The organism is Rheinheimera nanhaiensis E407-8, assembly GCF_000296695.1.
Taxonomy (GTDB): Bacteria; Pseudomonadota; Gammaproteobacteria; order Enterobacterales; family Alteromonadaceae; genus Alishewanella; species Alishewanella nanhaiensis.
This window is the reverse complement of record NZ_BAFK01000005.1, coordinates 1-24,300: the sequence shown is the minus strand read 5'-3', so window position 1 is coordinate 24,300 and position 24,300 is coordinate 1. Positions and strand designations below refer to the sequence as shown.

Sequence of the window (24,300 nt, the reverse complement as noted above, 5' to 3'; positions counted from 1 at the left end):
GCGTTAAAAACCGGGGTTTGTCATTGAGCTGAGGCGAACCTAAGTTCGCCTTCTCATTGCTGCTAACGCTTAGCGGGCAATAGTAATCACCGGTGAGGTCCAAGTTTCCCAGTGCGCCGGATTGCTTTCATCACCTAAAGCTTTCAGTACTTTTAACTGCAGTACATAAGCACCGTTTGGTACTACTTTGGTTTTGCCTTTGCCGCCATTGCTGTGAATGCGAGTGCCATCCCAGCTAAAGGTAAAGAAACCAGTTGCAGTACTGTTACGTGGCAGATAGTCAAACACATTGGTTTTATGGAATACCGGATGTACCGGCTGCATTGAACCAGCATGCAGAATGTTCATTTCCATATAACGCGCGTGGTGGTCAAAGTGGATCAGGAACCAGGGTATATCGTCGCCCTGCATGGTGTAACTGCAAGCCATTGTGCAATTGTTGAAGAAACCGTCTTCAAGTTTTGCCAGCCAGGGGAAGCCATTACCGGTTGGGGCCAATACCTGTATACCCTGATAGTCGCCAACAAAACCGGCAAAGGGCACGCGATAAACCTGGCCGCCATCTTCTGGTGTAAACACGATATAGCCGCCGTACTGACCATTAACCGGTTGCGACGCCGGAGTAATGGTTGCGTCTACCATTGCGCTACTACCTGGCGCTACCGTCAGCGTATCACTGCTGAAGCTGACACTGGCGTCGCTGGCAAAGAAACTTGGCGTAATAATGCCGCCGGTGGATAACGCATTAATGGATGAGAGCTGGTAAGTTACCACCTCAGTGCCTTTATTGTGCACCGTTAGGGTTTGTGTAAAGGAGCCGCTCTCACCTTCGCCGGTGGCAATTTTACCCGGCGTAATATAGGTGTTGGCAGTAATGCTGCCCGCCACGTCTACCATACCTGCGCCCTGGCGATGCACGTTATCCAGGAAGCCAATATTGGGGTTGCCCCACCAGTTTTTCGGATCAGCACTGTTTTGCAGTACTGAGCGTACCGCCATCGCCGGCGTGTCTGGTTTGGCTTGCAGCAATAAGGCTGCAGCACCGGCAACATGTGGCGACGACATCGAGGTGCCACCCAGGGTAGCAAAACCACCGCTTTCCAGTGGATAAGTGGAGTAAATTACCCCGCCTGGCGCACCTATATCCGGTTTTAACGCCAGATCAGGTGACAGGCCATAGGAGCTAAAGCTGGAGATTAAGCCACCAGTTGGTAGCGCAACCTGCATAGTGCGATCAGTCCAGCTTAACACTGGCGTAGCTTGCGCCCGGATAAATAAGCCATCAGCCTGAGAAATGCTTATCACAGGGACAGATCCATCGCCAATTTGACCACCCAGGGTACCGCTAAAAATACCGGGCGCGTTGTTATGGATCACCACGGCACTGGCACCGGCATTAATGGCATTGGCTGCTTTTTCACCAAAGGGACACACTCCACGCACGGCAAGGGCAATTTTACCGGCGGGGCTGACTAATAACGGGTCAGTGTTACATGCCTGGCCAATAAACACGACATCGCCAGAGCCTGCTGTTGGCACTGGTCCGCTAAAGGTCATGGTGTTATAGGCAATATCCTGCCCGTTAACTTCCACTACTGCTGAGGTACTGGCCACATTATCAAAAGAGGCTACACCAATAACATGCTCACCCAAGCCGGGTGCACCGGCGGAATATAAGCCGTTGGCACCACTGTTACCGATAGAAGCTACTACCACCATGCCTTTGTCGACTAAACGGTCGGCAGCTTGTGCTGTCGGATATTGTGGCCATTGGAAAGCCGAGCCTATGCTCATATTCAGAATGTGCATACCATCATTATAAGCCTGCTCCATTGCGGCAATCATAATGTCGGCGGTAGTGCTGCCATTACAGCCAAACACCCGGTACGCACCAAAAGTAACATCCGGCGCAACGCCTTTCACTGTCCCGTTTGCGCCAACAATACCGGCTACATGGGTGCCGTGGCCGCCACAATCGTCTGGGTTGTTGTCCGGTGTGGCTATAGGGTTATAGCTTGGACTGGAAGGGTCAGCATTAAAGGCATCACCGACAAAGTCGTAGCCATAGGCAATGCGTGCAGTGGGGAAGCTGGTGCTGCCATTACTGCCATTGCCGCCAAAGTCGGGATGGTCAATATCAATACCGGTATCCATTACTGCCACTTTTATGCCGCTACCGGTATAACCCAGCACATTCTGGGCAATATCAGCACCTGTCATGCCGATAGCACTGGCCATATCGGCAGCAGAACCAGCCATACTGACATCTGCCGTTGGTGCCTGAATAAGTTCAACCGGGTAAATGGCTTTAACGCCAGGCAATTGCATCAACTTAGCGCGCTGTGCCGGGCTGACTTCGATAGAGAAACCGTTAAACAGGGTACTGAACTGGCGTCGCTCAGTGAATGTCACACCGGCATCCCTGGCAGCTAAACGAAATTGTTGTTGTGCTGCGGTGACATTTTTTCTGGAATTGCCGTCCGCAACTGGCTTATCCGTCAGTTCAACAAACCAGAGGTTGCCGCCCTCGGCAGCGCTAACAGCAAGTTGTTGCTGAGCAACTGCAGCGTGGATACTGGCTGCCAGCAAGCAAACTGAAGCTACATGGACACTAAGATTGGCTTTGCTTTTTTTCTTCGAAAACATAAATGAAGACTCCTTTTCTTATTTTACATCGCCTTAACAGTACAGCCCATGCCTGCCTGGCGACCGTTTTCCCGAGTGGCAAAAATACTCAGGGTATGGCTCAACGCATAAATTAAGCCGTACTTAGCAAAGACGATTTTGTGCCGGTTAACAAAAATAAGCTGAAAATGTACACAGGCATGACCAGTTAAAATTGTAAACAAAGCTGACATTTATTGGTGTGTCGCCGTATGTTGTTAATATGTTGCATTTTTTTAATTGATGTAGCGGGCCAATTCATAGCTCTCTGTCGTGGCAGACTAGCCTATACTGAAGCAGCTACTTCAGTTTTATTTTTTAGGAACAGAGCAGTGCAGCGTCACACTACATGCCTTTACCAGTGTTTGATGGTGTTGTTAAGTTGCTGCGTCTTCGTCGGCCAGGCAGCAGCACAGACCAACACGGTTCGCTTACAATTGCGCTGGCACCATCAGTTTCAGTTTGCCGGCTATTATATGGCGCTGGAGCAAGGCTATTATCATTCAGCCGGGCTGGATGTGCAGATTATGCCCGGAGCCCCCGGTATCGCGGCGCTGGACCAGGTGCTAAAGCGTGAAGCCGAGTTTGCCGTATCAGCATCCGGTGCGCTGTTAACTTATCTGCAAGGCCAGCCAGTGGTGGCGCTGGCGGCGATTATGCAAAAATCACCCAGCGTCTGGCTGGTACGCGCCGACTCCGGCATTTACACGCTGCAGGATCTGGCGCAAAAACGGCTGGAGCTGACACTGTCACAGGAAAATACTGAGCTTTTGGCTGTATTTGCCAAAGAAGGTATTGATATCAGTAAGCTCAAGCTGAGCAGCTCTTCGATGAAGCTGGACAATTTACTCAGTGGTCAGTCGGATGCCTTTAACGCTTACCTGTCAAACGAGCCTTATCTGCTCGAGCAGATGGACGTACCGTACCGGGTGATCCAGCCCATCGAATATGGTGTGAACTTTTATCAGGATATTTTGGTTGGGCATGCTGATTGGCTGGCACAGCACCCTGTTGCCGCCGAGGCCTTTTTGCAGGCCAGTTTACGTGGCTGGCGCTTTGCGCTGGATAATATCGATTACACTGTAGCGCATATTCATCAGCGCTATGCGCCGGAAAAAAGCATCGCACACTTGCAGTATGAGGCCAGAGTACTGCGCCAGTTAATCATGCCCGAACTGGTGGAAATTGGTCATATGAACGCCGGGCGCTGGCAGCAAATTGCCGCTATGTATTTGCAGCTGGGCATGATTGACCAGCTAAAACCGTTGGACGGCTTTATTTATCAGTCGGCGACAGAGGCCGTGGTGGATTACCGCTTGTTACTTAAGTCGGTATTACTGATGCTGTTGTTAATGTCGCTGCTAAGCTTTTTTACCTTGCGTTACCGCCGGCTGGCCAGAGCCTTGCAAGCGGAAATTGCCCGTCATGCACAGACCGAACAGCAACTGATAGAGCGCAATCAGGAATTGTTGCAGCTAGCCAGCACCGATATTTTAACCGGGCTGGCGAACCGCCGGGTCATCATGCAACAGGCGCAGGCAGAAATTCGCCGGGCTAATCGTTATCAGAAAAATTTAGCTGTGCTAATGCTGGATATCGATCATTTTAAGAAAATTAATGACCAGCACGGCCATGCTGCCGGCGATAAGGTGCTGGCCGAGTTCGCTGCATTGTGTCTGCGCAATATCCGCGACACGGATTTAGCCGGCCGCTATGGCGGCGAAGAGTTTTTTATCCTGTTACCCGAAGTTGACCTGCAAACCGCCATTTTGTCTGCCGAGCGTTTGCGCCTCGCTGTGGCTGAGCACCCCTTTACCCTAAGCTGTGGTGAGCAATTGCAGGTAACCTGCAGTATCGGCATTGCCATGTACCTGCCACAGCAGGATAACCTGGACAAATTACTGTTACGCGCCGATCAGGCGCTGTATCAGGCAAAACACCTGGGGCGCAATCGCTGCGCCGTCATGTATTAACGCTGTTTTTCTGCTGTCGGCAATTTAATTGCCGGTTGTCATATTACTGCAATAAAAATGCAGCAAAATGCCGTCATACCCAGTTCGGATAACCGAGGAATTGATATGAAGCTGAATAAACTGTCTAACCTGTTGCTGGCTGCCAGCATGACTTTTGCCGTAACGGGTGTGGCGCAAGCACAAAGCCGTGACACTATCCAAATTGCCGGCTCGTCTACCGTGTTGCCGTTCTCCTCTATCGTAGCGGAAGAGTTTGGTAATAACTTTGCCCAGTTTCGCACGCCGGTGGTAGGCTCTGGCGGTTCATCTGGCGGCCTGCGTCAGTTCTGCCAGGGTGTGGGGGCCAATACTATTGATGTGGCGAACTCATCACGCAAAATTCGCCCCAATGAAGTTGAAGCTTGTAAAGCTAATGGCGTTCAGGAAATCATTGAAGTGAAAATTGGTTACGACGGCATTGTGTTTGCCTCTCGTACCGATGCTGCGGTGTTTAAACTGGAGCCGGTGCATGTGTTTTTAGCTCAGGCAGCGCAAGTGCCACAAAATGGCAAAATGGTGGCTAACCCATACAGCCGTTGGAACCAGATTGACAAATCCCTGCCAGATCAGGAAATTTTGCTGGCCATTCCGGGCTCTAATCACGGTACCCGTGAAGTCTATGAAGAAAAAGTGGTAGTACCCGGTTGTGAGACTTTGACTGAAGTGAACGCCATGGATAAAGACGCGGGTAAAAAGTTCTGTACTGCCATGCGCACCGATGGTCGCGTAGTGGAGATCGCGGGTGATTACACTGAAACCCTGGCGCGTTTAACCGCGCAAAAGGATGCTATTGGTGTGTTTGGTTTGAGCTTCTATGAAGCCAACCGTGACCGCATTAAGGTCGCGACGGTATCGGGTGTCGAGCCTAACCTGGATACTATTATCTCTGGTGAGTATCCGGTATCCCGCCCACTGTACATCTACATTAAAGGCGCCCATATCGGCGTGATCCCGGGCTTACAGGAATACGCGATGTTCCATGTCAGTGAGGGTATGTCGGGCTTTGGTAGCGTGCTGGAAAGTGCCGGCTTAATTCCGCTGTCAGATGACGAGCGTGCTGCGATCAGTGAAAACATCCGGCTGAAAAAGTCGCTGTAAGCACTATACTAATGCAGCCTGGTAAAGAGAACCTGTAATGGGTTCTCTTTTTTTGCCTGCCAGCTGTCATAAAACTGAAATATAAGCCGCTTACACTGCGCAGCTAATTTAGCGCTAAGGTTAGGCTGTTTACGGAGCAATTATGAGTAATCTTTCGTTAATTGTGGTGCTGCTGGTATTGCTGGCACTGGGCTACCAGCTCGGGATGGTGCGCAGCCGCAAAGTAGCAACAATTAACGCCGATGTGCGAATGCACTCGCGGCCACATCATTACGGCATGATGGTGGGGTTATGGGCGGTGTTGCCGGCGTTCTTTATTCTGTTGCTGTGGCTGTGGTTAGCTCCAGCCGTAATCAATTCGATGATGCTGACTCAGCTACCGGCAGATATCGCCAGCCAAAGCGCCGAACAATTGCGTGTTGTCAGCCAGCGCATTAACAACCTGGCCAGTAATTTTGGTGTGGTGGCCGATGCGTCTGAGTGGGAGCTGGCTGCGGCTGAGCACTTACGCCAGCTAAAGGCGAACAGCGCTATAGTGTTAACTGCGCTGATGGCCGTTATTGCTGCTGTGGGTATGCTGATTAGCCTGCTGAAAATTACCCCGCGCTTAAAGGCCCGGCATCAGGTTGAGCGGGTGGTAAAGGCGCTGTTAGTACTGTGCTCTACCGTGGCCATTCTAACGACTATTGGCATAGTGTTGTCGATGGTGGGCGAAACCTTAAAGTTTTTTAGCTTTATTCCGCCATCAGAGTTCTTCTTTGGTACTACCTGGAACCCGCGCTTTTCTACTGTCGGTGTCGGTGAGCAAGGGGATTTTGGTTTAATACCCTTGTTGTCCGGTACTGTGCTGATTGCCGGTATTGCTATGCTGGTGGCTATTCCGCTTGGCTTAATGGTAGCGGTGTACCTGGCCGAATATGCGCCGCTTAAACTGCGTAACACCGCCAAGCCGGTGATCGAAGTGCTGGCAGGTATTCCTACTATAGTGTACGGCTTCTTTGCCCTGGTTACCGTGGGCCCTTTCTTACGTGACTTAGGTGCGGCTTTGGGCCTGGATATTAACGCCACTTCGGCACTTACCGCCGGTGTGGTAATGGGTATTATGATAATCCCGTTTATCTCATCCTTGTCTGATGACATTATTACTCAGGTGCCTAAATCAATGCGTGATGGCTCGCTAGGCCTTGGCGCAACCAAGTCTGAAACCATTTTAAAAGTAGTGCTGCCGGCTGCCTTGCCCGGCATCGTCGGCGCCATTTTGTTAGCCGTTAGCCGGGCCATCGGTGAAACCATGATAGTCGTGCTGGCGGCAGGCAACAGCCCGGCGCTGACGGCCAACCCGTTTGAGGCCGTATCAACCGTTACCGTAACCATTGTTAATCAGCTAACCGGCGACAATGATTTTTCCAGCCCGCAGTCGTTAGTGGCTTTTGCACTGGGCTTAACCCTGTTTGTTATTACCCTGCTGTTAAACGTGATGGCGCTGGTGATAGTGCGTAAATACCGTGAGCAATACGAGTAAGTTATGACGATTCTTGCAGAAAACCCGATAAAAACCGTGGTGCACCCAAGCCAGGTGCAGCAAAAGGTAATCGCATCGCTAAACCGCCGTCACCGTAAAGAGGCCTGGTTTCGCCGCACTGGCCTGTTGGCAGTGTTGATTAGCTTGTCACTGGTCGCCTTATTATTTATTAATATTTTCTCCAAAGGGCTGCCAGCGTTCTGGCAGTCGGCCATTACACTGGAGATCTATTTTGACCCGCAGATCATCAAGATCCCGGCAAAACCAGAGCAAGCAGCGGATGAGAGTGACAACGATTTTCGTCAGCGTTATCTGGATTGGCAGACACAGGTTGGCTTTGTTAACTTTAACCGCCTGATCACCGACAGCCTGCAAAAAATACTGCCTGACGCCAGCAAGCACCGGCGCGATCTGGGCCGCATCGTCACTTCAGGCGAGCGCTTTGCCCTGCGTGACATGGTGATTGCCGACCCGTCTATTATTGGTCAGACCCGCAGCCTGCACCTGCTTACCGATGCCAACATCGATGTTTGGTTAAAAGGCAATATTGACCGCAGCCTGCCCGATGCGCAGCAGCAGCTAAGCCCGAAAATGCGAGAATGGATAGATAAGCTGTCAGCCGAGGGGGTAATTCAAAACCGTTTTAGTCTGGCACTGTTTATGAACCCGGACTCGCGCAGCTCGCTGGCTTCAGCCGGTTTGGCCGGTGCCTTTATGGGCTCGTTCTATATGATGCTGGTGGTGATTTTATTGGCAGTACCCATGGGTGTAGCCGCCGCGATTTACTTAGAAGAATTTGCTCCGCGCAACAAGCTGACCGACCTGGTCGAAGTGAATATTAATAACCTGGCGGCGGTGCCCTCTATCGTGTTTGGTCTGCTGGGCGCTTCGGTACTGATTGGCTGGTTTAATTTACCAATGTCGGCGCCTATTGTCGGCGGTTTAGTGTTGTCGTTAATGACACTGCCAACGGTGATTATTGCCACCCGCTCGACGTTAAAAGCCATACCGCCATCAATCCGCCAGGCGGCATTGGGGCTTGGCGCGTCAAAAATGCAGGCGATTTTCCATCATGTACTGCCGCTGGCTATTCCGGGTATTTTAACCGGCGCCATCTTGGGCGTGGCGCAAGCGCTGGGCGAAACCGCGCCACTGCTGTTAATCGGCATGAAATCTTTTGTGGCGTCCATCCCGGCATCGCCTTTTGAACAAGCATCAGCCTTGCCGGTACAAATTTACTTGTGGCAGGGCAATGAGCTGCGTAATTTCTTTGAAGCCCGTACCTCAGCGGCCATTATTGTGCTGCTACTGATGATGATAAGCCTGAATGGGCTGGCCATCTGGCTGCGTAAAAAATATGAGAAGCGCTGGTAACGGCGCTTTGTCCGGCCAGGCTTTCACAACGTTTAAATTTAGCGAACGGAAAAACAGATGAGTAATTCAGCTGCGGTAAAAATCAGTGCCAAAGATGTCAAAGTGTTTTATGGCGAAAATGAGGCATTACATGGTATCAGCATGGATGTCTACGAAAACGAAGTGATCTCGTTTATCGGCCCGTCGGGCTGCGGTAAATCTACCTTTTTACGCTGTATGAACCGGATGAACGACACCATAGAACATTGCCGGGTAACCGGCAGCATTACACTGGATGGCCGCGACATTCATGATCCGTCTTTGGATGTGGTGCAGTTAAGAGCACAGGTAGGCATGGTGTTTCAAAAGCCGAACCCGTTCCCGAAGTCTATCTATGAAAACATTGCTTATGGCCCGAAATTGCATGGCCTGGCTGAACGCAAAGCCGACTTAGATGACATTGTCGAGTCCAGCCTGCGCCGGGCCGGTTTATGGAATGAAGTAAAAGACCGGCTGGATCAGCCTGGCACGGGCTTGTCCGGTGGTCAGCAGCAGCGTCTGTGCATTGCCCGCAGCATAGCGGTAAGCCCGGAAGTGATCCTAATGGACGAGCCCTGCTCGGCACTGGATCCCATCGCCACCTCTATTATTGAAGAGCTGATCGACGAGCTGAAGCAAAATTTCACCATCGTCATCGTGACCCACAATATGCAGCAAGCAGCACGGGTGTCAGACAGAACCGCGTTTTTCCATCTGGGTAATTTAATTGAAATTGGTAACACCAATGATCTCTTTACCAACCCACAGCAAAAACGTACCGAAGATTACATTACCGGCCGCTACGGTTAATACCGGCATAGCAGCGTTAGCAGGAGACAGGCGTTATGCTCAATAACAAGATCGGTGGCCACTATTCACAGGCCTATGATGACGAATTACGCCAGGCGGTAGAGCGGCTGTTGGCCATGGCCACATTGGCACAGCAGCAGCTTAGCGATGCGATGACGGCTTTTATTAATGCCGATCGTGCTTTGGCAAAGCAAGTAAAGCAAGGCGATCGCACGGTAAATAACTTTGAAGTAGATATCGATGAACATTGCCTGGATATCTTGGCGCGGCGTCAGCCGGCGGCGACCGATCTGCGCTTGGTGCTCTCGGTACTAAAAAGTGTCAATGATATTGAGCGTATCGGCGATTTGGCCAAACGTATTGCCAAAGCCCTGCTAAAAGATGAAAGCGGCAACCGGCCAACAGAGGCTCAACTGGCACAGCTGAATACCATGGGCGCCAAAGTGCAGCAAATGCTGGCGCGGGCTATCACCGCCTTTGAACAAATGGATGCTGATACCGCCCTTGCTGTGCTGCGTGAAGATAAAGCCATTGATGATGATTACGCCCAGATTATGCAGCATAGCTTAAGCAGTATGATGGACGATGCCAGTCAAATTGGTGTTAGCCTGCAAATTTCTCAGGTGGCCAAAGCACTGGAGCGGGTGGGCGACCATGCGCGTAATATTTGCCAGCACACTATTTTTCTCTGCAAAGGCCGCAATGTCGCGCATTTAACTGACGATGAACTGCAGCAGGTCGTGGAAAAGCGGCGTGACTAATCATGTTAGCCAATAAGAAGGAGCTTCGGCTCCTTTTTTTCTGCCTGCAGACTTAAAACGCTGGCTATCTGCTTAATTTGATTAATACTTCTTCATTAAGGTGCGGTACGTAGTCTAGTTTTTATTGTCATCTTTAAGTCATAAAACTGTCATTGTGTCACGCAAATGTCATATAAGTGACATATGATGCCTGGGTCAAAACTAGAGATTGGGATAGGATTAATCATGAAGACAAATAGCAAAGTTTTAGTTGCCCTAGCCGTTGGTGCTTTCACTGGTAGCGCACTTGCCGAAGTGGAAATCACGCCTCGTGGTAGAATGCATCTTGATGCGGGTATGTACAAAGACGATGTTACGGAAATTGGTAACGGTTTTAATGTGCGTCGTGGGCGTCTTGGTATGCAGGGCAATTTATCGCCTGATTGGCGTTTTGTTATTGAGTATGACTTCGCTGAAGGTGGCGATGCCTCAGCAGCTGATGTAAATATTCGCACTAAACTGGCTGGTGGCAATGTGACTATCGGCCACCAGCGCGTGCCGTTTAGTCTAAACACCCTAACCAGCTCCAACTCTATTACTTTTATGGAGCGCTCAAGCGGCTCTACGGTTATTACCCCTGACCGTAAGTTAGGCGTGCGGTTTGATAAAACCTTCGGTAACTTAACATCAGAATCTATGTTGTTCGGCCGCACCATGAATACAGAGGGCGATGCTGGCAAAGACGACAGTATGGGGCTTGCTCAGCGGATTATTTACCATCCAAAAGTTGATGATGTTCAGTATCATTTTGCTGGTGCTTTCGTGTATCAGGACATGGGTGACTATAACACGCTTAGATTGCGAGACCGTCCTGAGCTACGTATTGACTCTGGTGTGCGTTTAATCGATACCGGTACTCTGGAAGGCATAAATTCCATCAATCGTTTTGGTTTGGAGGCTGCCTTAATTAATGGTGCCTGGTCAGCCGAAGCTGAAGCGATGACACTAAGCACTTCGTCAACAGTTGAAGATGTTTCCTTCTCTGGATATCACTTTCAATTAAGTTATGTGTTAACTGGCGAGAGCCGTTCGTACAAGAATGGTTTGTTTAGCGGCGTTAAGCCATCAAAAGAGTCTGGCGCTATTGAGGTTGCTGCACGGTACTCTGTCACCGATTTGAATGACGGTACTGTTTTTGGTGGTGAGCAGAAAAATCTTACATTGGGCGTTAACTATTACTTGTTAAATAACCTTCGGTTTATGGGCAACATTGTGTTTAGCGATATTGATACACCGTCAGGGGTAACCGAGGAGCCTATTGGCTTTGGGGTTCGGGCTCAGTACCATTTCTAACATAGATTAAACCCGGTTTACCGGGTTTTTTTTCATCCGTAGTGCTGTAGTCAGCGTATTTCACGCATTAATTAGTGTGATCTTGTTATCGGGTTAAATTGATATGTACCGAAATCGTTTGCTCTTATCATTTGGTTTGCTGGTTATGTTCTGTATTGTTCAGGCCGTAGCCGCATTTTGGACATCAGGGATAGCCGCCTATCATGTTGAGCGAGGTAGGGTATCTAATCAGATGCTGGCCGAATTTATCGCGCTAGGTGCCGACAAACAACGACTGAAGGTTTGGCTAGCGCAGTATTTGTTAACCAATGACGCGCCATTGAGTGAGCGGGATAGATTGTTAGTGCAGATGGAGCACATTCTCAGTAACTTACAGTCACTGCTGGTTAATGATCAGCTGCTATCAGATGATGAACAGGATTATCAGGAAGTAAATCGTCAGATAAGGGCGCTCTCCATTCTTGAAACCAATATTTTTGCGCTAAAGCGCAGTTTGTTGGACAAGGAATCGATAACGCTTAGTGAAGCAGAGATTTGGCGACTTCTAATACAAACGTTCGATAAACTAGAGGGGCTTGATTTAAAAAGCCTAATTGCAGAGGCGATCGAACTTCAACGGCAGCGCGCATCAAAAGCTGAATCAGCAGCGGTCGATGCATTGTCAAAGGTTAGAACAATAGTATTGTCCTTAGCCGTATTCGGTAGCATAACTGCGGTGTTGTTGGCTGTACTTTTGCTGCGGGCACTATATTCCCCTATTACCCGTTTGCTGGAGGGAACTTCAGCGGTGGCGTCAGGTAATTTTACCCACCGTATCGCTGAGTTAGACGATAAAGAATTTAGAAACGTTGCGACGAGTTTCAATACCATGTCTGCAGCTTTGGAAGAGGCACGCCAAGCTGAGTTACGCCATACGCTTGAAATAGAGCAAGAGGTATCGTCGCGCACGGCACAGCTTAAACACGCGCTTGAACAGCTTAAGCAGGCCGAAGCACAACAAAAACAATTTTTTGCTGATGTCAGTCATGAGCTACGCACCCCAGCTACCGCTATACGGGGAGAGGCCGAAATTGGGCTTAGAGGAAAAGATAAAACAGCTGAAGAATACAAAGAAACGTTAAAACGTATTTTGGATGCCAGTGCTGCGCTTTCGGGAAGGATTGATGATTTATTACTACTCATTCGTGGTGAGAACAGTATGGCATTGCTTGATGTGCAGTCAGTGCCACTGGTTGAAGTTGCAACAGAGTTAGTCAGCAAAGCGCAAAGAGAGGCTAAGGTACAGGGTAGGGAGCTTAGATTACATTTCGACGATGCTGTCGAAATGTCTGAGCACTGCATCAGGGTTGATATGGGTAAGTTGTTACAAGCTTGGCAAATATTGTTCGATAACGCTGTGCGTTACTCGCCGGCAACTACTGCACTGGATATGGTGGTAAGCATTAGTAATAACCAGTTCGAGGTTAGCATCACAGACTATGGCATTGGTATCGCGGATTATGAGCTAAATAGCGTTTTTGATCGTTACTATCGTGGTGACAATGCCAGAAAGCTGAGGCCTGACGGTTTAGGTATCGGTTTGTCATTAGCAAAATACCTGATAGAGCAGCATCGCGGTTTTATTCAGCTAAAAAGTCGTTTACACCAGGGTACAACTGTCATGTTTAGAATTGGCTTAGAGGGTTTTCTGCCATGAGTATCGTAATTATTGAAGATGATCTGCGTGTGTCCGGTTTCCTTGAGCGGGGCCTAAAAAGCGAAGGTTTTCTTGTTCAATGTTGCTCAGACGGTAAAGACGCTGTCGATTTGGTGCTTCAAGTTCAGCCTGCTCTGATCATTCTTGACAGAATGTTGCCAAATATTGATGGCATTGAGCTGTGCTCGCGAATGCGGGCAAAAGGTATTACAGCAAAAATTCTGATGTTATCTGCCTTAAATGAAGTACCCGACAGAGTATTGGGTTTAAATCGTGGAGCTGATGATTACCTTGGAAAGCCCTTTGCTTTTGAGGAGCTGCTTGCGCGTATTCAGGCATTATTAAAACGCAACAGTGCTCCAAGCGCAGAGCAGCTGATTAAACTGGGTGAACTGGAATATGACAAGTCGGCCTTGAAGGTTAACAGGGCGGGCGTTGCTATAAAGCTGACAGCTAAAGAGCTACAAGTACTCGATTTGCTATTGTCTCAACCTGGAAAAGTCTTTAGTCGTGAGCGAATTTTAGCCAATGTGTGGGGAATGAATACAGATCCGTTAACTAACGTAGTCGATGTTTACGTCAGGCGGTTAAGAAGAAAAATTGATGATGATTTTAACGCTAAGTATATTCAAACGTTTCGTGGTATAGGCTACAGCATATCTGCTGATGCTATGCAGGTGTCTTAAATGGCGAAGCTGTCATGTTCTGTTCATGTTTATTAGCAGCTATTGTTAATCTCTCCGTCAGGATTAGTTATGCCCCGATGAGTCATTATTACCTCGCTGATTAATAAAGTGAGGTGTTTATGAAACTAGCTCTGAATAAAGTAACATTATGTGCGGCGGCAGTGTTGTTCTCGTCTGCTGCATTTGCTGAAAAAGTTGTAAATAACACTATTACGCTGGCAGAAGTCAAAGCCGCGCAACAAGCTTGGGGTGAGGCACTGATAAATATCAGTAACACGCACGAGCAAAAAGGTGCTGCGGCTGCTAAGGCAGTAGCAAAACAAGTACTGGATGCTGCTTATGGTTATAACATGGGCGCAGTGTTGTTTAAGCCGACTCTGGCTAACGGCGAGCAAACCTTCCGCACCACCTACGATGGCGCCTTGTCATACTTTGTAGCAGGCGACAAAAACTTTGCCCAAGATGGTGGCTTCGCCTTAAAGGGTTGGAAGAAATATGAATATGAAAACGCAGGGGTTTACCTGAACGGCGACCTTGCACTGACCATGGGGCATGTTCATGTAACTGACAAGTCAGGCAAAACCACCACTGTTGATAAGACCTGGGGTTTTAAAAAGGATGCAGAAGGTAAGCTTCGTATAGTTCTCCATCACTCGTCATTGCCTTACGCGGCAAACTGACTGGTATCCCCCTTCGTTTGAAGGGGGATTTTTTTAACGATAGGGGAATGCTATGCAAATGTTCAAGTTTAAAAAAATTATCGTAGGTGCTTTAGGTTTGAGTTGCTTCAGCGCTATGGCGCAGTGGTCAATCAATGTTGGTCCTATCACAGTAGCGCCGGAAGAGAGCAGTGGCAATTTGAACGTAGTTGAACAGGTTGCTCAGCTGCCTGATGGGTCTACACGCGTTGCCGTGAATGACAATACGCAGCTTGGTATTGTCCTTGATTATGCCTTCAATGATTATTGGTCTGCCAGTGTGGTAGCTGCTACACCATTTAGTCACAGAGCCAGGGTGTCAGGCTCTGCTATTGATGGCTTAGCAATAGGTGAAACAAAACACTTACCACCCACAGTGTTTGCCCGTTATTACCCACTAAAATCTAGCTCAGACTTTGCGCCCTTTATCGGTGTCGGCGCCAACTACACGCACTTTTTTAGCGAAAAGGCCTCAGACGATTTAAAGCAGGCTTTGATTGGTTTTGGCGTTGCAACTGCTCAGGACAGTGTCGGGTTAAACCTTGATGGTAGCTTTGGTCTGGCTTATCAAGCGGGCTTTGACTGGCGGCTCAACAGCAATTGGGGTATCCATGCAATGATAAGTAAAATTGACATTGATACCGATGCAGACGTTCGTTTAAATGGCGCAAGCATCCAAAGTGTCAACATTCAAATCGACCCAATTGTTAGTATGTTTGGTGTGAAGTACTACTTCTAACATCGTATTGAATGGGCTTATCTAACCAGATGTAACGATGAAGCTGAAGTGAGTCAAGCCTGGATTATAGTTTGAATAAAAAGGCCCCTTACGGGGCCTTTTACGTTAGTATTTATACGAGAAACTTAAGCTATAGCTTTGGCCTTCAACACGTTTTTGCAGAATTTCGCCTTGTTGCAAAATTTCTACGTCTTCATCCAGCAGGTTTTTTAGCCCCAGTTTCACCGTCATGCTCTCGGTGGGGGTATAGCTGTAGGTGAAGTCTAGCGAGTTAAACGGTTGCTCGAAGGCGTCGTCTTTGTCGTTTACGCCGGCAAACGCAATCCGTTTACCAAACACGTTGTAGGTCAGGGTAGCATTGTGCTGGTTGTTGTCTGAGTCAAAGCCCAACTGCAGGTTAGCCACGTACTTAGAGTGGCCGCTTAAACCACGTTTAAGATTGGTTAAATCAGCGCCCGGGAACGGCTGAATGGTAATTTCAGACTCACTGACGGTCAGGTTACCGGCAACGAAGAAGTTATTCAGCCATTGTCCTGCGTCGCCGCCAAACATGTCTAACTGTTGTAAAAACTCAGCTTCAGCGCCATACACTTCGCCGCTTTGCGCGTTACGGAACGACATCAGCAGGTTGCCATCAGAACCTGATAACTCGATTGCTTCAATCGGGTTGTCTAAGTCTTTATAGAACAGGCCAATACTGTAGTTACTGGTATCAAAGTACCACTCTAACCGCACATCAGCACTGTTGATGTCGGTACTTTTCAGGCCGGCAAAACCGGTTACTTTAAAGTCGGTCAATGGGTCAACATACAGCACCGGTGTTACTTCGCGTAAATCCGGCCGCACTACGGTTTTACTGTAACCAAAACGTGCCTGTAAATCGTCATTGATAAACCAGGTCAGCGACAGCGCCGGGTAGAAGCCATCTTCTAACAGCACCGAATCGGTCAGGTTGCCGCTGATATCGCCATCCGCCCCAATCGGCAGCGAAATTTGCTTAAAATCTTCATAGCGCACACCCAGATTTAGGCGGAACTTATAATCGTAGTTCAGCTCGAGCGCACCATAACCGGCATCGATCATTTGCGCGGCCAGGTAATCGTCGGCCTGTGTTGTCACGTTAGAAATTTTAAAGCCGTTATCCGGGTTTAAAATGTTGTCGTCAGAGAATATCTCAGAGAAGCTGCCAGAGAGCTGCTGCAAGCTATACCCTACGGTATCAAAGTTAAAGCGATCGGTTTGGGCGTTGCGGCTGCGTTCAAAATAACTGTAACCGCCGCTGAATGTCATTTCCGCTTTGCCCAGAGTCAGTGGGAGCTTAGCATTCCAACTGAAGTTTTCAGTGTTATCTTTCATATCACCAAAACTGTAATTGACTGCGTTTTGGTTACGGCGCAAAAACGAAAACACTGAGCCATCGGCCTGGGTTTCATTTAAGCGGCGATATTCTACCTCGCCCGGGGCATAGCGGCGCGCTTTGGCGTCGGTATACTGCCAGTCAACCGCTAAGTCCATCAGGTACGGGAAGTTATGCCGGCCACGCAGCTGGTTGCTTAGCATGCTGCGCTCTTCATATAAAATGCTGGTATCGGTGTTAGAACGGTTAGCCTCGTTGATGGTTTCGATACTGTCACCGTTCTTAATTTTTATCTCATCTTTGGTATCGCGCAGATAAATAGTGGCAGTCTCCAGCCGGTGGTCTACCCCCAGCTCTAAACCAAAGTTCAGCATGCCAGACAGCTTAACCTGATGCTCGGTGCCTTTAATGTCGTCATAACGGTTTAGCGGTAGCAAATTATCACCCGATACCGAGTAATAACGTTCCTGCTCTTCAATATTTTGCGTCGCGCGGTCATAACTGACACCACTCATGACGCCAAATACCACGTTTTTCGCCAAATCAAAACGCGAGCCCAAAGACACGCTGCCATCAAAATCAGGCTTTACGCTGGTAGGCTTTACATCAATATCGCGGTTGAACGCAGTGCCAAGCTCACGCACTATGGTTTCAGCCTGAGCCAGGTTAGTGGCATTAATACCGCCTAAGGCTTCGGCAATATTCACCGGAGTCAGGGTGCCATATTGGGCTTGTGCCGCAGACAAGGCCGGCGATATACCACGCAAGCCATCATCTTTGCCACGCCAGTCATCACTGCCGCCGGCATAACTAAAGCCATCGTTACTGTTCAGGCTGTTGTAGCCAGTGCCAACAGAGGTGCTAAAGGTGGTTTGCAGCGGAATCGCTGTGGTGCGGATATTAACATTACCACCGCCAAAGGCGGCCGGCAGCTCAGGTGAGTAGGCTTTTTGCACCACCAGGCTTTCAATGATGCCGGCCGGGAACATATCCAGCGGTATCACGTTACGCGTTGGGTCCGGGCTTGGCACCTGAGCGCCATTTAGCAGGGTGCTGGAGTAACGCTCGCCCAAACCCCGTACATAAATAAACTTGTCTTTTACCAGCGTTAAACCGGTTACCCGACGCAGCGCAGTAGCAGCGTTGCTATCGCCGGCGCGGGAGATTTGCTCCATACCTAATAATTCGGCGACGTACGGTTGCTCGCGCCGCTCTGCGGCCGCAGAGGCGGCTGAGCTCATCAGGCGACCGGAAACAGAAATACGTTCAACATCTTCTTCAGCAGTTGCCGGTTGCGTCTGGTTATCTTGCGCCAGGGCGTTTAATGAAACCAGGGCGGTTGCTGTGCTTAGCGCCAGCAGCACACTGCGGCCAACACGACTGAAATTAAACTTTTGCATGCTGCTCATCTGAACTTTGTCCTATCAGCGTTTAGGGTTACAACGTGCCTGCACAAACAAAAACCTTGTCGGTGCAATGCAGTGGAATAAAAAAACACTGCCAGGCAAAACCCGGCAGTGTTTATTGCTGTTAGTCGTCTAAGCCAACCGTCCAGCCAGCAGTCCAGTCATTTGCTGCTTCAACCGCACCGATGAAGTCGACGGCTTCAAAGAAGCTGTCTACTGCGGTCATATCTTTAGGTGCAGTGGCGTCGATAGTGAAGATACCATCCAGCACCGCAGCCTGGTTAGCCGCTACGCTGTTGCCGGTCTGGCCAAGGAACCACTGCTCTGTGCTGGTGCCGTTACCCAAATCACCGGTGAATGGCTCAGCACAAGCGATAACCGAGTGCGTCATTTCTAATGAGCCATCGATAGCAAAGGCTTTCGTTTCTGTGGATGCCAACTCTAAACATTCGCCCATACCGGCCGGGCCAGTGATAACAAAGTTATGCAACTTGGCGTTAGTACCGGCACGCAGCAGCACGCCTTCTGAGTCATCATCGCCATCGAAGTTGTTACCGATAATGGTCATGTTGGCAACGATAGGGTTAGATACCGGAGTCGCAGTCAGGTTGTCTGCCTGGTTATCGGCTTCAATACCGCGGTTAGCTTTAGCGTCATCGGCAGCGTGTTTTACCAATACAAATTGCAGCTTACCGCGATAGCCGTCAGCCCAGTCTACCGAGTCATCACCGTTAGCGGTCAGTACCACGTTCTTACAGTTAACCGCGCCACCGAAAAACTCAACACCATCATCAACGTTCTGATGCACCTGAATGTTGCTGCACTGAGTGCCAGAGCCAACACCGGCAAAGGTAATACCGTTTAACTCGTTATCCGGGATAACTTCAAAGCCGGCATGTTTTACTACCACATAGTTTAAGCGGCCGCTGTTGTCTGCCCAATCGGCACCACCGTAGGGGCCGGCTTCGCCTTCAGCCTGAATTTCACAGCTGGCTAAGTCAGCCTGGTCACACTTGGTGCTTGGCGCCTTACCCAGTAATACCAAGCCGCCCCATTGGCCGGCTGCAGTCGGTGAGCCTATGATGTCTTGTACTGAGGTCATCACAATAGGGTTGGCCGCAGTACCGTTGGCATCAATTTTTGAGCCGCGGGTAATTACCAGAAAGTCGGCACCGGATTTACCATAAATGCGTACGCCAGGCTGAATAGTTAAGGTAGCGGCAGTGGTATTATCTATACCAACACGCACCCGGCCGCTCAGCACATAGTCAGCACCAGCTGCCAGCGTGATGTTAGAGGTAATGTCACCGGATAACTGACAGTTTAACCGGCCAGACAGGCTGTTTACTTCAGTGGTGCCAGCCGGGCAAGCGGCTAAGTCATCTTCCGGGTGAATACCAACAGTCCAGCCCAGGGTCCAGTCGGTTTCGCCGTCAAAAGCGCCAATGTAATCTACGTTATCAAACCAGGGATCAACATTGTTTGCTACGTTATAGCCATTGCCAAGCGCTGGTGAGTTAGGGGCTGGGATATAGCCACCTAATAACGCATCGCCAACAATGTTACCCGGCTGTGCGCGGAACCAGGCTTCAGCATCCAGCGTGACGTTGCCATTGCTATCTACAGAGTTTTTAAACGGTTCAGTACAGTCGATAATTGAGTTGCGGAAAATAATTTCGCTGTTTTGCGCATTGGCGACTGACTCATCAGAGTTAATCTCAAAGCACTCGCCCATACCCGCCGGGCCAGTAACAATAACGTTATACAACTCACCTGCAGTACCTGCACGCAGCAAAATGCCTTCTGAGTCATCTTCGCCATCAAAGTTATTGCCAATAATGGTCATATTGGCGATACGCGGTTTAGATACTGGCTCGGCGGTAAAGTTATCTGACTGGTTATCTGCTTCAATACCGCGGTTGGCTTTAGTGTCGTTCGGGTTGTGGCGAATAAGCACATGCTGCATACGACCTTGCCACCCGTCAGCCCAATCTAAGGAATCATCACGGTTGCCGGTTAGCACCACGTATTTGGCATCGACTGTACCGCCGAAGAATTCCACACCGTCATCCAAGTTGTTATGCACCTGAATATATTCCACTTCGGTGCCGCGACCAACACCGGCAAAGGTAATGCCGTTTAATTCGTTATCCGGCAGTACTTCAAAACCGGCATAACGTACCTGCACATAACGCAGAGCACCGCTGTCATCGTCAGGATCGGCACCGCCGTAAGGGCCGGCTTCACCTTCAGCCTCTACCTGGCAATTTTCCAGATTCGCCTGATCACATTTGGTGGTAGGGGCATTACCCAACAACACCAAGCCGCCCCATTCTGCGGTGGACTCGTCATCTGACAGGCCCAGCATATCGTTTACTGATGTCATGATAATGGGCGCGTTTGCAGTGCCCACTGCCTGAATTTTCGAGCCGCGGGCAACTACCAGATAGTCGGCGCCACTTTTACCAAATACGGTGGTACCGGGTTCAATGGTCAGCGTAGCGCTGTTGGCATTGTCATTACCTACGGTAACTTTGCCGCTTAAAGACCAGGCGATATCTGCTGTTAAACGGGTGTCGCTGGTAATAGTGCCGCTAATTTCGCACACCGTTTTGTTTACGCCCGCCAGGCTTTGACCTTCAGTAGCAAAGGCTGGGCAATCACTGGTTGCCGGCGGTGGGTTACCGCCACCATTGTTACCACCTGAATCATTGCCGCCTGCGTTAACCACTAAGTCGCCGCCACAACCAGCCAGCATAAGTGCTGATGCGATAGCGCTCAGTTTAATCAGTTTGCCTAAAGCCATTACCTTTTCTCCGTTGTGTTATTTTGGGTGTTGCCAAAAAAGTTGCTGGCACCCTACACAAACGAAGTGACGCTTTTATTACACTAATGCGTCGCTAATGTGACGCTGTGGCCGCGCCTTGTTTAGTGCGGTTTTCACCTTCGACTGTCAAAAAAAATTCATCTTGCTGTCACTTTATATGCGTTGCATAAATGTTGTTATTTTGTTTTTTGTGTGAACTTGCAAGGTGGCGTGGCAAAGTGCTTACACGCAACGCGGATTAACCTTTAGTTTTCATAAAAATGTCATAAACTGCAGCAATACTATGCGGCATAACGAGTTACAACAGCCCGGCAGCAAGCCGGTAACCAAAGTGTGGTGGACCCTATGGCAAGAAAGATCCTGGTGGTGGAAGATGAAGCCCCAATCCGCGATATGTTGTGTTTTGTGCTGGAGCAAAATGGCTATCAGGCCGCGACCGCAGAGGACTTTGACTCTGCCATTAATGCGCTGGTGGAGCCTTACCCTGATTTAGTGCTGTTAGACTGGATGCTGCCCGGTGGCAGCGGCATTCAGATCGCAAAAAAAATGAAGCAACACGAGCTGACCCGCACCATTCCCATCATTATGATCACCGCCCGTGGCGAGGAAGAAGATAAAGTACGCGGCCTGGAAGTAGGCGCTGACGACTACGTGACCAAACCCTTCTCACCCAAGGAGCTGATGGCACGCATTAAAGCGGTGATCCGCCGTGTGGCACCGACCAGCCTGGATGAAGTGATAGAAGTGCAGGGCTTAAAACTGGATCCGGTGTCACACCGGGTGATGGCGCAGGATACGCCACTGGATATGGGCCCAACCGAGTTTCGCTTGTTACACTTTTTTATGACCCACCCGGAGCGGGTGTACAGCCGTGAACAGCTGCTGGACCATGTCTGGGGCACCAATGTCTATGTGGAAGACCGCACTGTCGATGTACATATCCGCCGCTTACGTAAGGCGATTTCTATCGCCGGCCATGATAGATTAGTGCAAACCGTGCGGGGCTCTGGCTACCGCTTCTCTGCCAAATAAAGGTAACCACTGCCGCTATGCGCCAACTGCTGTCGAAAAGGAAGGTGTACACCAAGCTGTTCCTTTTTTATTGTTTTATTGCACTGGTTGGCCTTATTTCCAACAGCCTGCTGCTGGCGCTGCTGATTTTTACCGTAGCGCTGCTGCTGTGGCATTACCATCATTTGTTTTTAATGGATAAATGGCTGTGGCGTGACCGCAAACTATCACCACCTATTAGTGAAGGGCTTTGGGGGCATTTATTCGAGGGGATTTATTACCTGCAGCGGCGCGATCGTCGCAAAAGACGTGAGCTTCGCAACGTCGTACGCCGTTTTCGTGACGGTGCCGAAGCATTACCGGAAGCCGTGGTGGTACTGCGCGATGACTGGAGCATTATCTGGTGTAATCAGCTGGCGCAAATATTAGTGGGGTTGCATTGGCCGGCCGATGAAGGCCAGCGTTTGGACAATCTTATTCGCCACCCTGACTTTCTGCAGTATTTAAAGGCAGCAAAATTCGACCAGCCACTAGAGCTAACCTCGCCGGTGAATGATGCCCTGACGCTCGAATTTAACATTATGCCGTACGGTGTTGAGCAATATTTACTCATTGTGCGCGACATTACCCAGCTAAAGCAACTGGAGCAAATCCGCAAAGACTTTGTCGCTAACGTATCGCACGAACTACGCACACCGCTTACTGTGCTGCAAGGTTATCTGGAAGTGATGGATGATGAACATCTGCCGGATAAAGCCATGTGGAAAAAGGCGCATAACGTGATGCTGGACCAAACCAAACGCATGGATGCTTTAGTGCAGCAGCTACTGACCTTATCGCGCATTGAAGCTTCGGCCCGGGTACAGTTTGACGCCGAAGTAGACGTACCTGCCATGTTATTGCAGCTGGAGCAGGAAGCGCAAACCGTCAACCGCGATAAGCAGCATACGTTGGTCTTTGATATTGACCCAACGCTAAAAGTGACCGGTGTCACCGAAGAGCTACGCAGCGCCTTTTCTAACCTGGTGATTAACGCCATTAAATACACTCAGGAGGGCGGCTATATTCAGGTGAGCTGGCAGCGCCAGCACGTAAAAGCCGTGTTCTCGGTAAACGACAATGGCCCCGGTATAGCGCCGCAACATGTTAAACGCTTAACCGAGCGGTTTTACCGGGTAGATGAAGCCCGCGCCCGCAATACCGGCGGCACTGGTTTGGGTCTGGCTATTGTTAAACACGTATTGTCACGGCATAACAGCCGCTTAATGATCTTTAGCGAGCCGGGCAAAGGCAGCAGTTTTTCCTTTACCCTACCGCCAGAGTTGGTGCTGGGTAATACAAAAAAACGTTCACGCCCGCTCTAAGCTAACATTACTTCTGCTAAGCTGCTGTTTCGCAGGCAGCGCACAGGCAAACGATAAAGAGCAAATCCTGATAATCGCCTTATAGTACCCCACAAACAACGCCTCATTTTTTAATACAATAAATTAATAAATTGACAACAAAACCAAAGAAAAATACCATTCGCTAAATTTCACCTTACAAGGAATAGTAATGGCCTCGGTACTAGATTTAGCAAAATGTTGTAGCGCTGTTTATGAAATTGCCCCTTCAGTACTTGATTTGCGGTTAATCGAAGAATATAACCGAATTTCGCATGGTTTTTACGCTGCATTGTTTAAAAAAGGCGATACAGCTATCTTTGCTGTGCGCGGCACGGATGATGTTCGCTACGATATCCCCAACGATATTGCAATTTTTTCCGGGTCTATGCCGACCCAATATCGTCCTGCACGTGACGCTCTTCGCCTCGCCATTGCACAAGCAAAAGTTACAAATGAGAATTTCATTGTTACCGGTCATTCATTGGGCGGTGGCTTGGCTGCGTTATTGTCGGCCAAACATAATACACCCTTACCGCTGGTTACCTTTAATGCGCCAGGTATGTTAAGGGCCGCTACCGCTTCTAACTTTGGCTTAATAGGTAATTTAATTAACCGCGTCCGTTTAAGTGGTTACCGCAATGATTTTAAAAAAGTGCTGCATATCCGTAGTGAGCACGATGCCGTATCAGTGGGAACTGGTGCACGCATTGCCGGCAGCACCCGCACACTTGCTAATAACCAATGCGGCAATATCAGCCTGGCAGGCCGGGTATCGCCGGCATTAGGTGTTACTCAAGCAGGGCAACGCGCTTTGTGCGCCCATAGCATGGAAGGTTTAGTTAAGTTAATAGCAGCAGAGCCCGAATTTACCCAACCGATTAGCTGGGGTTAACGTATGCGTATT

The 24,300-nt window shown here is 49.4% G+C and carries 17 protein-coding genes; 14 read left to right on the top strand and 3 right to left on the bottom strand.

Annotation, left to right across the window (positions count from 1 at the left end):
* Positions 1-69: 69 nt before the first annotated feature.
* A complete protein-coding gene (locus RNAN_RS05330) occupies positions 70-2,646 on the bottom strand; it encodes a S8 family serine peptidase (RefSeq protein ID WP_008219561.1) in 2,577 nt (858 codons plus the stop codon).
* Between the two features lie 455 nt (positions 2,647-3,101).
* Here RNAN_RS05330 and RNAN_RS05320 point away from each other — a divergent pair, with 455 nt between their 5' ends.
* The 11 genes from RNAN_RS05320 (at position 3,102) to RNAN_RS05270 (ending at position 15,410) form a co-directional block, all read left to right on the top strand.
* The gene (locus RNAN_RS05320; protein ID WP_158467506.1) at positions 3,102-4,637 is read left to right on the top strand and encodes a GGDEF domain-containing protein; all 1,536 of its coding nucleotides are present in this window, start codon (positions 3,102-3,104) and stop codon (positions 4,635-4,637) included.
* A gap of 105 nt (positions 4,638-4,742) precedes the next feature.
* Complete coding sequence (locus RNAN_RS05315; RefSeq protein WP_008219555.1) at positions 4,743-5,774, top strand: substrate-binding domain-containing protein; 1,032 nt, start codon at positions 4,743-4,745, stop codon at positions 5,772-5,774.
* A 142-nt stretch (positions 5,775-5,916) separates the two neighbouring features.
* Positions 5,917-7,296, top strand: a complete 1,380-nt coding sequence (pstC, locus tag RNAN_RS05310) for a phosphate ABC transporter permease subunit PstC (RefSeq protein WP_008219551.1) — start codon at positions 5,917-5,919, stop codon at positions 7,294-7,296.
* Between the two features lie 3 nt (positions 7,297-7,299).
* Positions 7,300-8,670, top strand: coding sequence for a phosphate ABC transporter permease PstA (gene pstA, locus RNAN_RS05305; RefSeq protein WP_008219550.1), 1,371 nt, complete (start codon positions 7,300-7,302; stop codon positions 8,668-8,670).
* Positions 8,671-8,727: 57 nt separating this feature from the next.
* Positions 8,728-9,498, top strand: a complete 771-nt coding sequence (pstB, locus tag RNAN_RS05300; protein WP_008219547.1) for a phosphate ABC transporter ATP-binding protein PstB — start codon at positions 8,728-8,730, stop codon at positions 9,496-9,498.
* 35 nt (positions 9,499-9,533) lie between these two features.
* On the top strand, positions 9,534-10,259 hold the full coding sequence (phoU, locus tag RNAN_RS05295) for a phosphate signaling complex protein PhoU (protein WP_008219545.1): 726 nt from the start codon (positions 9,534-9,536) through the stop codon (positions 10,257-10,259).
* A gap of 225 nt (positions 10,260-10,484) precedes the next feature.
* Positions 10,485-11,591 (top strand): OprO/OprP family phosphate-selective porin, encoded by a 1,107-nt coding sequence (locus tag RNAN_RS05290; protein ID WP_052027258.1) that lies wholly within the window; start codon positions 10,485-10,487, stop codon positions 11,589-11,591.
* 103 nt (positions 11,592-11,694) lie between these two features.
* Complete coding sequence (locus RNAN_RS05285) at positions 11,695-13,287, top strand: sensor histidine kinase (RefSeq protein WP_040551778.1); 1,593 nt, start codon at positions 11,695-11,697, stop codon at positions 13,285-13,287.
* Complete coding sequence (locus RNAN_RS05280; protein ID WP_040551776.1) at positions 13,284-13,973, top strand: response regulator transcription factor; 690 nt, start codon at positions 13,284-13,286, stop codon at positions 13,971-13,973. Before RNAN_RS05285 ends, RNAN_RS05280 begins: the two co-directional genes overlap by 4 nt.
* A gap of 119 nt (positions 13,974-14,092) precedes the next feature.
* Complete coding sequence (locus RNAN_RS05275; protein ID WP_008219540.1) at positions 14,093-14,653, top strand: metal-independent carbonic anhydrase family protein; 561 nt, start codon at positions 14,093-14,095, stop codon at positions 14,651-14,653.
* A 52-nt stretch (positions 14,654-14,705) separates the two neighbouring features.
* Positions 14,706-15,410 carry an OmpW/AlkL family protein gene (locus RNAN_RS05270; RefSeq protein ID WP_008219539.1) on the top strand — a complete coding sequence of 235 codons (705 nt, stop codon included), beginning with the start codon at positions 14,706-14,708 and terminating at the stop codon, positions 15,408-15,410.
* 105 nt (positions 15,411-15,515) lie between these two features.
* On the opposite strand, the gene RNAN_RS05265 is transcribed toward RNAN_RS05270, so the two are convergent.
* Together RNAN_RS05265 and RNAN_RS05260 are read right to left on the bottom strand one after the other, a co-directional pair.
* Complete coding sequence (locus RNAN_RS05265) at positions 15,516-18,176, bottom strand: TonB-dependent receptor domain-containing protein (RefSeq protein WP_008219538.1); 2,661 nt, start codon at positions 18,174-18,176, stop codon at positions 15,516-15,518.
* A gap of 121 nt (positions 18,177-18,297) precedes the next feature.
* Complete coding sequence (locus RNAN_RS05260; RefSeq protein WP_008219535.1) at positions 18,298-20,979, bottom strand: beta-helix domain-containing protein; 2,682 nt, start codon at positions 20,977-20,979, stop codon at positions 18,298-18,300.
* A gap of 366 nt (positions 20,980-21,345) precedes the next feature.
* Between RNAN_RS05260 and phoB the strand changes: the two genes are divergently transcribed.
* The 3 genes from phoB (at position 21,346) to RNAN_RS05245 (ending at position 24,288) form a co-directional block, all read left to right on the top strand.
* Entirely contained in the window at positions 21,346-22,032 is a 687-nt protein-coding gene (phoB, locus tag RNAN_RS05255) for a phosphate regulon transcriptional regulator PhoB (protein WP_008219534.1), read from the top strand.
* A gap of 17 nt (positions 22,033-22,049) precedes the next feature.
* Entirely contained in the window at positions 22,050-23,375 is a 1,326-nt protein-coding gene (phoR, locus tag RNAN_RS05250; RefSeq protein ID WP_008219533.1) for a phosphate regulon sensor histidine kinase PhoR, read from the top strand.
* A 190-nt stretch (positions 23,376-23,565) separates the two neighbouring features.
* Entirely contained in the window at positions 23,566-24,288 is a 723-nt protein-coding gene (locus RNAN_RS05245) for a Tle-like phospholipase domain-containing protein (protein WP_008219532.1), read from the top strand.
* The last annotated feature ends 12 nt before the right edge of the window (positions 24,289-24,300 follow it).